Raw genomic sequence first — 13,383 nt, forward strand, 5'->3', positions numbered from 1 at the left:
CGAAATGACTGCGGGGGTCATGGATGTTGCCGAAATAATGCACGGCACCGCCGCAGAGGGTCCGGGAGCGGTATCGGCGTTACCGCCCGGGAGCGATCTGCGGCGAGTCCTGCTGGTGTGGGACGCGCCCAATCTCGATATGGGCCTAGGCGCGATTCTCGGCGGCAGACCAACGGCCGCGTATCGGCCGCGGTTCGACGCGCTCGGACGCTGGCTGCTCGCGCGCACGGCGGAACTGTCGGTCGGCAGTACGCATCGGGTGGACGCCGAGGCGACCGTCTTCACCAATATCGCCCCGGGCACGGCCGATGTGGTCCGCCCGTGGGTCGAGGCGCTGCGCAATGTCGGCTACGCCGTATTCGCCAAGCCGAAGATCGACGAGGATTCCGACGTCGACAACGACATGCTGGCCCATATCGAGTTACGCCGCCGCGGTGCGGGTTTGGCCGGCATCATGGTGGCCTCGGCCGATGGCCAGGCCTTCCGCGAACCGCTCGAGGAGATCGCGGCGAGCGGAGTTCCGGTGCAGGTGCTGGGATTCCGTGAGCATGCCAGCTGGGCGGTGACGTCCGATATCCTCGAGTTCATCGATCTCGAGGACATCCCGGGTGTGTTCCGTGAACCGCTGCCCCGGGTCAGCCTCGACTCGCTGCCCGAAGAGGGAGCCTGGCTGCAGCCCTTCCGACCGCTGTCGGCCCTGCTCACCTCCCGCCCCGCTCAAGGAGTCGCTTAGTGTTCACCCGCTGGGGCGACCTGGTCTACAGATTCCGCTTCGCCGTGCTCGGCGCGGTGGTCGCCGCGCTGCTCGGCCTGGGCGGCTACGGATTCGGAGTCGAAAAGCACCTCAGCTCCAGCGGGTGGTTCGATCCGAACGCCGAGTCGTCACAGGCCGCGGTGCTGGTGGACGACACCTATGGACGCGATCACACCGGTGACGTGATCCTGCTGTACACCGCCCCGGACGGGAAGACCGTCGACGATCCGCAGTTCAGCGGGCAGGTCGTCGATTCGCTCAACGGCCTGACGCAGAAGTATCCGAATCAGATCGGCGGCGTCAACGTCTCCTACTGGCGGCTGGCGAATCCGAAGACGCAGTCCTCGGCCATCTTCTCCAGTCCGGACAAGAAGGTCGCGTTCGCCACGGTCGCCATCAAGGGCGACAACGACACCGACACGATGAACAACTTCCGGGATGTGAAGGACGTCTTCAAGATTCCCGGCGTCGATGTTCAGGTCGCGGGTCTGCAGGCGGTGTCGGGCACCCTGCAGGACACCATCGCCTCCGATCAGAAACGCATGGAGATGCTGGCCATCCCGGCGGTCGGGGTGCTGCTGTTCTTCATCTTCGGCGGCATCGTCGCCGCGGCGCTGCCGCTGATCGTCGGTGGTCTGACGATCGTGGGCGCCAACGGCATCGTCCGATTCATCACCAACTTCACCGAGGTCAACTCCTTTGTCGGCGCGGTGGTGTCGATGATCGGCCTCGGCCTGGCGATCGACTACGGGCTGTTCATCGTGAGTCGCTTCCGCGAGGAACTCGCCGAGGGTTACGACACCAAGGCGGCGGTGCGGCGCTCGGTCATGACCGCGGGCCGCACGGTCATGTTCTCCGCCATCATGATCATCGCGGCCAGTGCGGGCATGCTGCTGTTCCCGCAGGGCTTCCTGAAATCGCTGGCCTACGGCACGATCGCGACGGTGCTGCTGGCGGCGGTCTCGTCGCTGACGATCCTGCCCGCCATTCTCAGCATCCTCGGCAAGCGCGTGGACGCGCTGGGCCTGAAGGGGATGCGCAAGACCAAGACCGCCGAAGAGGTGGAGAACGGTTTCTGGGGTCGCAGTACACAGTGGGTGATGAAGCATCCGCTCAAGGTGGCGATCCCGCTGTGCATCATCCTGCTGCTGCTGATCATTCCGGTGAAGAATCTGAAGTTCGGGGGTATCAGCGAAAGCTATCTGCCCCCGGACAATCCGACCCGCGTGGCGCAGGAGGAGTTCGACAAACTCTTCCCGGCCTTCCGCACCAACTCGATTCAGCTGGTGATCGTCGGCACCGATCGCAATGCCATCGGCGCGGCCATCAACAAGGCCAATCAGGCGCCCGGACTGCTGCAGAAGTTCGCGACTCCCGGCGCGCCGCCGAAGGATACGGACGTCTGGAAGACCACCACCCAGCTCAAGGATCCGGATCATCCGGATGAGACCGTCGACTACTTACGGTCGATGGACGTCTCCGACAGCATCCAGGTGCTCATCGGCGGTCAGCCGGTCATGCAGAAGGACAGTATCGACACGCTGATGCAGCGGATGCCGATCATGATCGCGCTGGTCGTCCTGGCCACCACGTTGCTGATGTTCCTGACCTTCGGCTCACTGGTGCTGCCGATCAAGGCGGCACTGATGAGCGCGCTCGGTCTCGGTTCGACGCTGGGCATTCTGACCTGGATCTTCGTCGACGGACACGGCGCCGGACTGCTGAATTTCACACCGCAGCCGATCATGTCGCCGGTACTGGTGTTGATCATCTCGATCATCTACGGCCTGTCCACCGACTACGAGGTCTTCCTGCTCTCGCGCATGGTCGAGGCCCGCGCGGTGGGCGCGAGCACCACCGAGGCGGTGCGCATCGGCACCGCCCAGACCGGGCGCATCATCACCGCGGCCGCGCTGATCCTGTTCGTGGTCGTCGGCGCGTTCGCATTCTCCGATCTGGTGATGATGCAGTACATCGCCTACGGCATGGTCGCGGCGCTGTTCATCGATGCGACCGTACTGCGCATGCTGCTGGTGCCCGCCACCATGAAGCTGCTCGGTGACGACTGCTGGTGGGCGCCCGCGTGGATGAAGCGCATCCAGCAGAAGATCGGCCTGGGCGAGCCCATTCTGCACAGCGAACATCCCGCCGGGACCGATGTGGTCGACCTGGTCAAGACCACGCCCGTCACCGATCCGGTGACCATGCAGATCCCGATGCTGCCCGACGGCACCCCCGCCAAACCGGCCCGTAAACCCAAGCGCGCCCGGTTCATTCGCGACGCCGACAGCGAGGCGCCCACCGAACGTCTGAACCAGACCCCCAAGGTCACCGATCGGCCCGCCGACGGTCCGAAGACGAGTCTGCTCGATATGCGCGGCGTCGACCAGATCTCGGGCCCCCCGGTGATCCCCCTGGTGCGCCAACCCGATCCGGCCGCCGCGCCCGAGCTCTCCACCCCACCGGACGCCCACGAACCCCCGCCGTCCCCCCAACTCCCGAGCATCTCCACCCCCCAGATCTCGCGCCCCGCCGCACCCCCGCGCCTGATCCCCCCCGACCAGGCCACCTCCTCCGCCGACCCCGCCGCACCCACGGCCCCCGTCGGCGCGACCCCGCGCATCCTGCCCCCACAACCCCAAATCCCCAGCGTCCCACCCCACCCCGCGAGCCGAGCCCAGGCCTACCACCCCGAGCCCGCGGAAGACCCCGCCCCCACCGAGGACACCCCACCCGAACCCCCGCACCCCGGCACCGACCCCACCCCCACCAACCGCAGCAGCATCGAGAAGTGGATGTCCGACCTACGCTCCTCCCGCCGCCGCACCAACACCCCCGACCCGAACGAGGGCAAACACACCGGCACCCCGGGCCGCACGGTCAGCGTCAACGAACTACTCCGCCGCCAGAACCGCGACTGAGCAACTCGAGGCAGTCCGTCCGCGAGGATTGGAGTGATCGTTCGTGACTGTCCCTGCCATGCACCCACGCCCAGGCAACCTCCGTACGGTCGCCGAGCAGATCGAGAGTGCAACGGGTTTGCGTGTCGAGATTCTGGGAGGAAATCTCGTGATTTCCCCAACACCTCGCGGCAAGCATGCGGGAACAATCCGACGGCTACAGCAACAGATCGAGGCCCGGATTCCCGATGGGCTGGCGACCTACGAGGTCACCTCCCTGGCCTTGGCCGGCGATCCCGACGACTACTGCACGCCGGACTTGGTGATCCTGCCCGATGCCTGGGATGAAGACGACGAGTGGCTGGCCGAGCCCACGGACGTCGAACTGGCGGTGGAAGTGATCTCTCAGTCCGAGAAGTCCCGGCAGATCACCGATAAGAACGGTTGGTACAGCGTGGCGGGCGTCCGCCTCCTACTGGTCGTCGACCCCAGGTTCGGCAAATGGACCCTCTATTCACATCCCCGAAACGACTCGTACCACGGCGAACTCGAAGGTGAATACGGCGTCGACATTCCGTTGCCGAAGCCGTTTGCCTTCTCGCTCGATACCGGTTGCCTTCCGCGATACGCCTGAATCCCCAGACTCACGCCCGGGAGGCGTGGCCGGAACGGGCTGTGGCCGTACGGATTTCGGTGGTTATGAGGGTGGGGGCCTCGAGCATGGGGACGTGGCCTACCGCGGGGAGGGTTCGGGTGTGGAGGGTCGGGTGGGTGGGGTGGTGGTTGTTGTCCTTGGGCGGGAGGAGGCGATCCTCGGCGCAGAACAGGAGGGTGGTGGGGGCGGTGATGTCGGGGAAGCGGGTGAAACCGGCTGGGATGCTGGGGTCTTCGGTCAGGTCGTCGACGACCGTGCAGTGGGCGGGGGCCAGGGCGTTGGCGGTGGCCAAGCGGTGCGGGACGAGGGCGGGGCGGTGTACGAGCAGCGGGGTGACCAGGCTGCGGACCATGGGATGGGCGCCCGCTCCCGCGCCGACGCCGATGACGGGAGCGAAGGCACGGTACTTGCGGATGAGGCGTTGGGACGCACCGGCATCCGAGGCCCACAGGCCGCCGGGGGAGATGGCGGTGACCGTGCGGGCGCGGCCGCGGGCGGCCAATTCCAAGACCAGCCAGGCGCCCAGCGAATTGCCTACCAGATGTGCTGTGGGCCAACCCGTTTCGTCGAGAACCGATTCCACGAAATCGGCCAGGGCGGCGATCGTCACGGGGCGGGGCGCGGGCGGGCCGCCCCAGTGGCCGGGCAGGGTGGGCGCGAGAACGTCGTAGTCGCTTGCCAATTCGTCCGCGACCACACCCCAGGACTGCCAGGTGAGCAGCAGGCCGTGGACCAGCAGCAGCGGCTCGCCTCGTCCGGCACGAAACTGCGGTTCCGGTTCGCTCACGACCTGCGCCATGCACCGAGGCTACCGGTCGGCCGCTACGTCGGCCCGGTCAGAGCCCGGACATCATCCGCCGCCACTGCGCCGCGAACGGCTGTTTGGCGGTGACCGAACCGAATCGAGTGCGCCCGTGCACCACCAGATGCAGCCGCCCGATCGGCGGGCCGGTGCGCACCTTGTTGTTGGCGCTGGAACCGATCAGCTCGATGCCGTTGAGATCGACGGTCGCCTCACCGGGCACGATCAGGGTCAGCGAACTGCAGAAATCATCGATCTGCACCTCGACCACCTGCGTGCTCATCACGGCCTGGGTGAAATCGAGGGTCACCCCGGACAGATAGCTGTTGAGATACAGCGTGGGCGGCACCTGCCACGGCCCCTTGCGGGTGACCCCGGACAGCCGCGCGCGGATCACATTGCCGCCCGCGGCGGGTACGGCCGAACTCGGCGGCACGAACGGCCGCGGCTGCTGCGGCGAATGTGGTTGTCCCGCCAGCCGAATCCCGGGCAGATCGATGAGTACCGCGTTCAACTCGCCGCGCGTCTTGGCCGCCAGCGCGGTATCCATGCGCTCGGTGAACTCACCCAGCGACAGCATCCCGAGCCCGACCGCGCGCTGCAGCAGCGCCCCGACATGTTCCCGTTCGATATCCGAGACCCGCAGTTCCCGATCGCCCACCGCGCCCCCGGTCTGCTGGGTGGCCGGGGCAGGAATCGTCTCACCCATGCGTTCGAGGCTACCCACGCGACGGTAACCGCACATCAGGGCAATCCCTGAGGTCCGCGATCAGGTTTCGGTCGCGGGCGGGTCGTAGCGTCCGGCGGTCGGCTCGTCGGGCTCGGCGTGGAACATCGGTTCACCGCCGGTATTGAGTTCCTGATACAGCTCCTCGGGACTGTCCGCGAGCAGCGATCGGATCGCGGTATTCAACATCGCCACGAACGGCACCGCCAGCAGACCACCCGGAATTCCGGCCAGCACCACGCCGGTGGTGATCGCCAGCACGACCGCGAGCGGATGGATGTCCACCGCGCGACCCAGTACGAGCGGTTGCAGCACATGGCCTTCCAGCTGCATGACCGCGATGGTGATGCCCAGCACGATCAGCGCGGTCACCCAGCCCTTGGTCATCAGCGCCAGGAATACCGCGATCGATCCGGCCAGCACCGAACCCACGATCGGAATGAACGCGCCGATGAACACCAGCGACGCCAGCGGCAGGGCCAGCGGCACATTGAGAATCGCCAGCCCGGCCCCGATGCCGATCGCGTCCACGGCCGCCACCATGACCGTGCCGCGGACGAAACTGATCAGCGTGCCGAAGGCCAGCCGTCCCGCGGTGCGGACCCGATCGCGTTGCGGGGTGGGCACGATCCGGGTGAGGAATTCCCAGATGTGGTCGCCGCCGTAGAGGAAGAAGATCAGGATGAACAGCGTCAGGAACGCGCCGGTGAAGAATTCGCCGATCGCGGCCGCGGTGGTCAGCGCCCCGTTGGTGAGCGAGTCCTGATTCGACTCGATAGCCTTGATGACCTTGTTGCCCGCATCGCGGATCTGATCGTTGCTCAGATGCAGCGGCCCGTTGATCAGCCAGTCCTGAATCTGATGGATGCTGGTCTTGAATTCGTCGGTCAGCTGCGGCACACCGGTGACGGCCTGCTCGATCACGAAGGTGAAGATTCCGGCGACCAGGCCGAGCGAGCCCATCAGCGCCACCACCACGCCGAGCCCGCGCGGCAGACCCACCCGCTGCATCCAATCCACCAGCGGCGAGAGCAGCGCGGCCGCCAGCAGTCCGATGGCCAGCGGAATCACGACCGTGGTGAGTTTATGCGCCAGATAGGCCACGGCCAGCACGGCGACGAGGATGATCAGCAGCCGCCAACACCATTCCGCGGCCTCGCGCACCAGCGGATGTACCGCCTCGGCGGCCGACCGCCCCGAGCGGGTGGCGCGCAGCCTGCGTTGCGAGCCGTCGACCGGCTGGGTACCCCTGCCCTCGTTCACGCCGCGAGCCTAACCGCCGCGGCCGCCGCGAGCACGTGTCCACGGTGCGGTGACGCTAGATTGGTGATCGTGTCAGCGCCCTTGGAAGCGGTCAAACAGACCATGCGAACGCGCTGGCCGCTATACCTCGCATCGATGCTGGCGGCCAACGCCTTCGGCGCGATTCTGGTCTACGCCTTCATTCAATACGGTCTGCCCGCACCGGAGGGCAGCCCCAACGGTATCCGCCGCGCGGGTCTGCTGGTCCCGGCGCTGGTGTTCTGCATCGGTGGCGCGCTCAGCCTGACCTCCTCGGCGCTGATGCTGCGTCCGGTCATGCGCTGGCAGGTCCGCGGCGGCCCGCCGAGTCGCCAGGAGCAGATGGCCGCCCTGCACGCGCCGCTGCGGCAGTCGATCGTGCATCTGGCGCTGTGGCTGGTCGGCGGCGCGGTGCTGGCCTGGTCGATCATCGCGGAGACGCCACAGCTGGCGGGTGCGGTCATCGTGACCGAATGTATGGCCGCCACCATCGTGTTCGGCTTCACCTACATGCTGGGCGAGCGGATCCTGCGGCCGGTCGCCGCGCACGCGCTGCAGACCGGCACCTTCGACCACACCCTCACCCCGGGCGTCGGCACCCGCATGGGGATGACCTGGGGCATGGGCACATTCGCGCCGACCATCGCGATCGTGCTGCTGTGTGTCACGCAGATCACCTCCCAGGTGCAGTTCTCCGCGCGTTCGCTGGCGGTGTCGATCCTGCTGCTGTGCGGGGTGGTGATCCTGCAGGCGCTGGCGCTGTCGATGCTGACCGGCTCGAGCATCTCCGATCCGGTGCGTCAGCTCTCGCGGGCCATCGACCGGGTGCAGGAGGGCGCGCGCGACGTTCAGGTCGAGGTCTTCGACGGCAGTGAGATCGGCCTGCTACAGGTCGGATTCAACCGAATGATGGAGGAGGCCGCGCAGCGGCGCGAACTGCAGGAGCTGTTCGGCCAGCACGTCGGCGAGGAGGTGGCCCGGCGCGCCCTCGAGTACGGCACCGAACTGGGCGGTGAGACCCGGTTCGTGGCGGTGCTGTTCGTCGATATGGTCGGTTCCACCGCCACCGCGGCCGAGCGCCCGCCGACCGAGGTGGTGAGCCTGCTCAACGAGTTCTTCCGGATCGTGGTGGATGTGGTGGACCGGCACAGCGGGCTGATCAACAAATTCGTCGGCGATGCCGCGCTGGCGATCTTCGGTGCGCCCCTGGATCGTCCCGACGCCCCGACCGCCGCGCTGGCGGCCGCGCGCGAACTGCGCGAGGCGCTGCGCGAGGTATCGGGATTGGATATCGGAATCGGTGTTTCCGCGGGTCTGGCCGTCGCCGGAAATATCGGCGCGGCCAATCGTTTCGAATATACGGTGATCGGCGATCCGGTCAACGAGGCTTCCCGGCTCACCGAACTGTCCAAGGAACATCCCGGGCGGGTGCTGGCCTCGGGCAGCGCACTGTATTTCGCCGACGGCTTCGAACAGCAATTCTGGGAAACGGGCGAAGAGGTCCAGCTGCGGGGACGCCGGCGCAAGACGAAACTGGCCTGGCCGAAAGAGGCTTCGGCGCTGTTAGGCTGACGTCGTGACGGCCCCTGGTGAACCGACCGGCGGCTCCGCCCCGGAAGGTCGGGGCCGGTTCCGCTGGGTGAAATGGGTGCTCGGCGTTGCCGTATCGGCTTTACTCGTCGCCGAGGGCGTATATCTGTGGCCCCGTTTGCACGAATCGTGGCGAAGCCTCACCGAAATCCATTGGGGCTGGGTCGCGGTCTGCATCGTCATGCAGGCGGTGTCCATGAGTGGATATGGTCGCATTCAGAAACAATTGCTGCATGCGGGCGGCGTGGATGTGAGCCAGCGCAAATCCGTGGCAGTGGTCTACGGCGCCACGGCGATATCGGTGACCCTGCCCGCCGGACAGGTGTTCTCCACCGCGTTCACCTATCGGCAGACCAGGCGCTGGGGTGCGAGCCCGGTGCTGGCCTCCTGGCAGCTGGCCATGTCGGGTGTGGTCGCCGCCGCGGGCATGGTGCTGCTCGGCGTGGGCGGCGCGGTGCTGGTGGGCAATCAGATCGGACCGTGGAAGGTGGTTCTGCCGCTGGCCGGCGTGGTCGCGCTCGTGTGGGCGGGAAACTACGTCTCCCGCCATCCCGGCGCCGTGCGCGCGCTGGCGCATCGGGTCCTGCACCTGGTCAACCGGATTCGCCGGCACCGGCCCGACGACGGCATCGATACGGTCGCGGAGATGCTCAATCAGCTCGAATCGGTGGACCTGGGTCGCCGCGACGGCGCGCTGGTCGCGTTCTGGGCGCTGGTGCATCGCCTCGGCGATGTCGCCTGCCTGGCCGCGGCCTGCTACGCGGTGGGCGCGGATCCCCGGCTGGCCGGTGTGCTGATCGTCTTCAGCGTCGGCAAGGCGGTCGGCACGATTCCGCTCGCGCCCGGCGGACTGGTCTATGTCGAACTCACCCTCGTGGCCAGCCTCTCGGCCGCCGCGGGTCTGCCCTTCGCGCAGGCGGTTTCGGCCGCCTTCGTCTACCGGTTGGTCAGCCTGATCCTGGTGGCCATCGTCGGCTGGATCGTCTTCGCGTTCCTGTTCCGCAAGCCGCAGGCCGAGGACGCGGAATTCGAGAAGGAGTTCGAGCAGCGCTCGACGATACTGTCCCGGCCGAACGACGACGCGCAGACCGGGTGACCGGACCGCCACGCCGGCCCTATTACCCTGTCGGCGTGAAGAAACTGGTGCCGTTCGTGCTCGACGCCCTGCTGGTGATCGTCTTCTGCGCGATCGGCCGGCGCAGCCACGGCGAGGGTGTGCTGTCCGGTCTGTTACGCACCCTATGGCCCTTCGGCGCCGGCCTGCTCATCGGCTGGGCACTGGCGCTGTGGCTGTTCGCGGGCAGCGAGTGGACCCGCGCGATAAGGCGTTTCGACGGTCGGCGGCTGTGGCCGACGGGGGTGGTGATCTGGCTGAGCACCCTGATCGGCGGGATGGCGCTGCGCGTACTCAGCGGTCAGGGCACCGCGATCAGCTTCATTCTGGTCGCGGGTTCGGTACTGGCCTTCTTCCTGCTCGGCTGGCGTGGCGCGTGGAAGGCGCTGAGCTAGCGGCTCATTTGTCGTCCGGCGCGGCCAGCGACTGCAGCATCCGCGCGGCCATGCGCGCGGTGGCGTCGCCGGAATCCACATCGTCGATATGGATCGCGAAGGCCAGATCGCCCATGGTCCCGATCAACCAGCCCGCGCCACCCGCGGTCGCGGAGAAGGCGCTGACATCGGCGTAGCGTCGCAGGCTCGTCAGTTCCGGACCGCCCGCGGCGTCGCGCAGCATGCCGCGCAACCGATCGACGACCTCACCGGGCAGCGGGGCCAGTTCGGCCTCGGTGGTGGCCGGGCGGCCGATTTCGATCATGGGCGGGGCGACCGAACCGCGCGCGACCGTGGCCGCCGCGATCGCCATCCCGAAGGGGCTGGCCAGAATCGGATCGTTACTGCCCTGCCGGACCTGTTCGACACCGCGCCCGCCGATCGGTAACCGGCCGGTGGTCTGATCCAGACCCGGCACCTTGAAGCCGATGCCGACGCCGAGCGTGGCGGCCGCCTCGGCCATGTCCTGGACCGAAACGTCCTGGGGCGCCTTCTTCTTCACGATCGCGGCGACCTGTTTGAACAGCTCGTTCATGCCGCCGGTCGGATACGCGCCGGTGAAGGCCACCGAACCCTGGGCGCTGGCGTAGGTGTTCTGGGCGGCGGCCACCACCGCGCCGGTGGACGGCTGGACGGCCACGATCGAGGCCGCGGTGCCCGCGCTGACCACGGCGTCCTCGACCGCGCGCTGTAACCGCTGATCCATCGTGGCGGCGATATTCGGTCCGGGCGGGCCCTGCTGCCCGGCCAGCTGGGTGACCAATTTGCCGTCGGGCTCGAACATCTGCACACCCCAACCGGCATGCTGATCCCGATTCTCCTGCCACACCTTGCGCAGCGCGTCCAGCAGTGGCGACCAGATCCGGCGATCCGCGGCGATCAGCTGTGGCTGCTTCTCCATCACCACACCGGGAATCGGGGCCATGCGCGGTTGCAGAATCGCGAAATCGTCCTCGCGCAGATTCACCGCGATGACCGGCTTGCCCTGCGCGGCGGCCAGCTGCTGCATCAGCGCAGGGCCGGTGATCAAAGGGGCCACCGGCGCAATCGCGTCGGCGAGGGCATTGGTGGACGCGACGGGGTCGGAGGTCTTGGTCGGATCCAGCTTGACGACGTTGATGGTCTGCTCGCTCATCAGCGTCGCGCCCGCGTTGTCGTCGACCTTCGGCGAGGGCACGGCATCGGTCTTGACCAGCTTGACCGAACGCTTGTAGTCCAGCTGCGGCATCACCACGGTCGGATCCCAGGAGATTCGCCAGCCGATGGCCAGTTTGCGAATGCTGCCCTGCAGATCGTAGGTCCAGTCCTTGCCCGGCCCGAAGTTCCAGTCGGCTTTCAGGTTGAACATGGCCGAATCGGCGTCCAGGCCGATGTACTGCACGACGCCGTAATCAGGTTTGCCGGGATTGAGCCCGCCGAACATCTGCTTCAGCGTCGCCTCGGCCCCACTGGGGTAGGAGGTCAGCTGCGCCGCACCGACGGCGTCCTGTTTGTCCAACAGTTCCACGAAGCGGTTGACGATGCCCTGCGGGTCGTTCGGTTTGTCGTGAAAACCGCATGATCCCATCGCAATAGCCAGGGCAGCCGTCGCCCCGACTGCCGCTGCGCCGCGAAGGCGAAAGCGGCGGGATCCCCACACATCCATATCGCCCACTCTTCACTCTTGTCACTTCTGCAACAAGACCAACGGTACCCGAAGGAGTCGCCAGCGACGCCACCACGACGCCGCCCGCATTCTCCATGCTCAGAGACCACAATAGTGCCCGTTTCAACACATCCGCGGGACCGGTCGCGCAATCGTTAGCCGTGTTCACTGAATTGCCATCTCGACGTCGTTCTCCCAGGGCGGAACCCGCGCGTCCGATTTCGACGTAATCTTGTAATCACTGAAACAGTTCTTGCACAAGCAAGTGAGGTAGCACGATGAGACACGGATATCGAGGACGCGGATTCGGCCGTCCGGGCGGCTGGCAGCAGGCCGATCTCCCCGACGCCGCGGAGGCGCCGGACTGGTTCGCGGGAAGATTGCCCGCCGACTGGTTCGCCGGGCCGCCGACCATCGAGATCGATCGGGACGAGATCGTGGTGATCGGCGAACTGCCCGCACCCGCGCCCGGACCGGTCGATGCCGAACAGCCCGCCGACGCCGAACCTCCGACGGGCGAGGTGCCCAAGGCCACCCGCGAGGGTCAGGTCGCGCGGTTCCGCGAGACCACCCGGCCCGCCCGCATGCAGATCGCTCAGGAGGCGCAGGCCCGCTACGGCCGCAGCGTCGCGTGGGGCGTCTCGGTCGACGGTGAGCGAACCATGTTCACCCATTTGGCCGTTCCGGTCATGACCCGACTGCGCCAGCCCGAGCGCAAGGTGCTCGACACGCTGGTCGACGCCGGAGTCGCCCGCTCCCGCGCCGACGCCCTGGCCTGGACGGTGAAGCTGGCAGGTAAGCACGCCGAGGAATGGCTCGGGGAACTGCGGGAGGCCATGCGCAAGGTCGACGATCTGCGCGCCGAGGGCCCACGCGGGCTCTGACCCGGCCGCAGACGGACTAGATTGGCCCCATGGCGCCGATCCTCGTGCTCAACGGACCGAATCTCAATATGCTCGGCACCCGCCAGCCCGAGGTGTACGGCTCGGAGACCCTCGACGACGTCGTCGAGCTGTGCCGTAAGACCGCCGCCCGCTTCGACCGGGAGATCGTCGCCTTCCAGTCGAATTCCGAAGGGGCCCTGATCGATCGCATCCACGCCGCCCGCGGAGCCGAATCGGCCATCGTGATCAACCCGGGCGGCCTGACCCACACCTCCGTGGCACTACGCGACGCCCTGGTGATCCCGGAGGTCCCGATCGTGGAGGTGCACATCTCGAATGTGCATGCACGCGAACAATTCCGACACCACTCCTACATCTCCCCCATCGCAACGGCCGTAATAGCCGGAATGGGCATCCAGGGCTACGCGGCCGCGGTCGAATACCTCTGCCTACGCGCCTGATCCCCGCCCTACATCCCCTTCCGCGTGTCCTGGAGGCCCGCGGGACTTCATGCTCCCGCGGGCCTCGATTCCCCGCGGGACTTCACGCCCTCACGGACCTGACTCCCTGCGGGACTTCACGCCCCGCGGACCCGTG

Annotated in this window: 12 protein-coding genes; 8 read left to right on the forward strand and 4 right to left on the reverse strand. The window is 67.1% G+C overall.

Translation table 11 applies throughout. The features are described from left to right. The first annotated feature begins 37 nt into the window (after positions 1-37). From NP4_RS24810 to NP4_RS24820, 3 genes are read left to right on the forward strand one after another with little or no spacing between them, the layout of a single operon-like run. On the forward strand, positions 38-733 hold the full coding sequence (locus NP4_RS24810) for an NYN domain-containing protein (RefSeq protein WP_062508099.1): 696 nt from the start codon (positions 38-40) through the stop codon (positions 731-733). Beyond that, on the forward strand, positions 733-3,675 hold the full coding sequence (locus tag NP4_RS24815; protein ID WP_068002356.1) for an MMPL family transporter: 2,943 nt from the start codon (positions 733-735) through the stop codon (positions 3,673-3,675). The genes NP4_RS24810 and NP4_RS24815 overlap by 1 nt, the downstream gene beginning before the upstream one ends. Before the next feature lie 43 nt (positions 3,676-3,718). Further along, positions 3,719-4,288, forward strand: a complete 570-nt coding sequence (locus tag NP4_RS24820) for a Uma2 family endonuclease (RefSeq protein WP_211335949.1) — start codon at positions 3,719-3,721, stop codon at positions 4,286-4,288. Between the two features lie 10 nt (positions 4,289-4,298). On the opposite strand, the gene NP4_RS24825 is transcribed toward NP4_RS24820, so the two are convergent. From NP4_RS24825 to NP4_RS24835, 3 genes are all read right to left on the reverse strand, one after another. Continuing rightward, positions 4,299-5,108: an alpha/beta fold hydrolase gene (locus NP4_RS24825; protein WP_068002361.1), complete on the reverse strand. Its 810-nt coding sequence runs from the start codon at positions 5,106-5,108 to the stop codon at positions 4,299-4,301. Positions 5,109-5,145: 37 nt separating this feature from the next. Beyond that, positions 5,146-5,772: a DUF1707 SHOCT-like domain-containing protein gene (locus NP4_RS24830; protein ID WP_114755853.1), complete on the reverse strand. Its 627-nt coding sequence runs from the start codon at positions 5,770-5,772 to the stop codon at positions 5,146-5,148. Positions 5,773-5,880: 108 nt separating this feature from the next. Beyond that, a complete protein-coding gene (locus NP4_RS24835; protein WP_068002522.1) occupies positions 5,881-7,053 on the reverse strand; it encodes an AI-2E family transporter in 1,173 nt (390 codons plus the stop codon). 150 nt (positions 7,054-7,203) lie between these two features. Between NP4_RS24835 and NP4_RS24840 the strand changes: the two genes are divergently transcribed. Genes NP4_RS24840 through NP4_RS24850 form a run of 3 tightly spaced genes read left to right on the forward strand, consistent with a single transcriptional unit; the run spans position 7,204 to position 10,218 of the window. After that, a complete protein-coding gene (locus tag NP4_RS24840) occupies positions 7,204-8,691 on the forward strand; it encodes an adenylate/guanylate cyclase domain-containing protein (protein WP_068002525.1) in 1,488 nt (495 codons plus the stop codon). A 4-nt stretch (positions 8,692-8,695) separates the two neighbouring features. After that, on the forward strand, positions 8,696-9,805 hold the full coding sequence (locus NP4_RS24845; RefSeq protein WP_068002366.1) for a lysylphosphatidylglycerol synthase transmembrane domain-containing protein: 1,110 nt from the start codon (positions 8,696-8,698) through the stop codon (positions 9,803-9,805). A gap of 35 nt (positions 9,806-9,840) precedes the next feature. Then, positions 9,841-10,218, forward strand: a complete 378-nt coding sequence (locus NP4_RS24850) for a DUF3054 domain-containing protein (protein WP_068002369.1) — start codon at positions 9,841-9,843, stop codon at positions 10,216-10,218. 4 nt (positions 10,219-10,222) lie between these two features. Here the strand turns inward: NP4_RS24850 and NP4_RS24855 are convergent, their stop codons facing one another. Then, positions 10,223-11,824, reverse strand: coding sequence for an NTF2-like N-terminal transpeptidase domain-containing protein (locus NP4_RS24855; RefSeq protein WP_245998442.1), 1,602 nt, complete (start codon positions 11,822-11,824; stop codon positions 10,223-10,225). A gap of 356 nt (positions 11,825-12,180) precedes the next feature. Here NP4_RS24855 and abmR point away from each other — a divergent pair, with 356 nt between their 5' ends. Further along, positions 12,181-12,786 carry an ATP-binding transcription factor AbmR gene (gene abmR / locus NP4_RS24860; protein ID WP_068002372.1) on the forward strand — a complete coding sequence of 202 codons (606 nt, stop codon included), beginning with the start codon at positions 12,181-12,183 and terminating at the stop codon, positions 12,784-12,786. A gap of 29 nt (positions 12,787-12,815) precedes the next feature. Beyond that, the gene (gene aroQ / locus NP4_RS24865) at positions 12,816-13,247 is read left to right on the forward strand and encodes a type II 3-dehydroquinate dehydratase (RefSeq protein ID WP_068002375.1); all 432 of its coding nucleotides are present in this window, start codon (positions 12,816-12,818) and stop codon (positions 13,245-13,247) included. Positions 13,248-13,383 lie beyond the last annotated feature (136 nt).

Source organism: Nocardia pseudobrasiliensis NBRC 108224, assembly GCF_001613105.1.
Classification (GTDB): Bacteria; Actinomycetota; Actinomycetes; order Mycobacteriales; family Mycobacteriaceae; genus Nocardia; species Nocardia pseudobrasiliensis.

Coding starts and splice junctions, on each gene's coding strand:
- abmR (WP_068002372.1), top strand. CDS start 12,181: ATGAGACACGGATATCGAGGACGCGGATTCGGCCGTCCGGGCGGCTGG.
- NP4_RS24810 (WP_062508099.1), top strand. CDS start 38: ATGCACGGCACCGCCGCAGAGGGTCCGGGAGCGGTATCGGCGTTACCG.
- NP4_RS24840 (WP_068002525.1), top strand. CDS start 7,204: ATGCGAACGCGCTGGCCGCTATACCTCGCATCGATGCTGGCGGCCAAC.
- NP4_RS24825 (WP_068002361.1), bottom strand. CDS start 5,108: ATGGCGCAGGTCGTGAGCGAACCGGAACCGCAGTTTCGTGCCGGACGA.
- aroQ (WP_068002375.1), top strand. CDS start 12,816: ATGGCGCCGATCCTCGTGCTCAACGGACCGAATCTCAATATGCTCGGC.
- NP4_RS24855 (WP_245998442.1), bottom strand. CDS start 11,824: ATGGGATCATGCGGTTTTCACGACAAACCGAACGACCCGCAGGGCATC.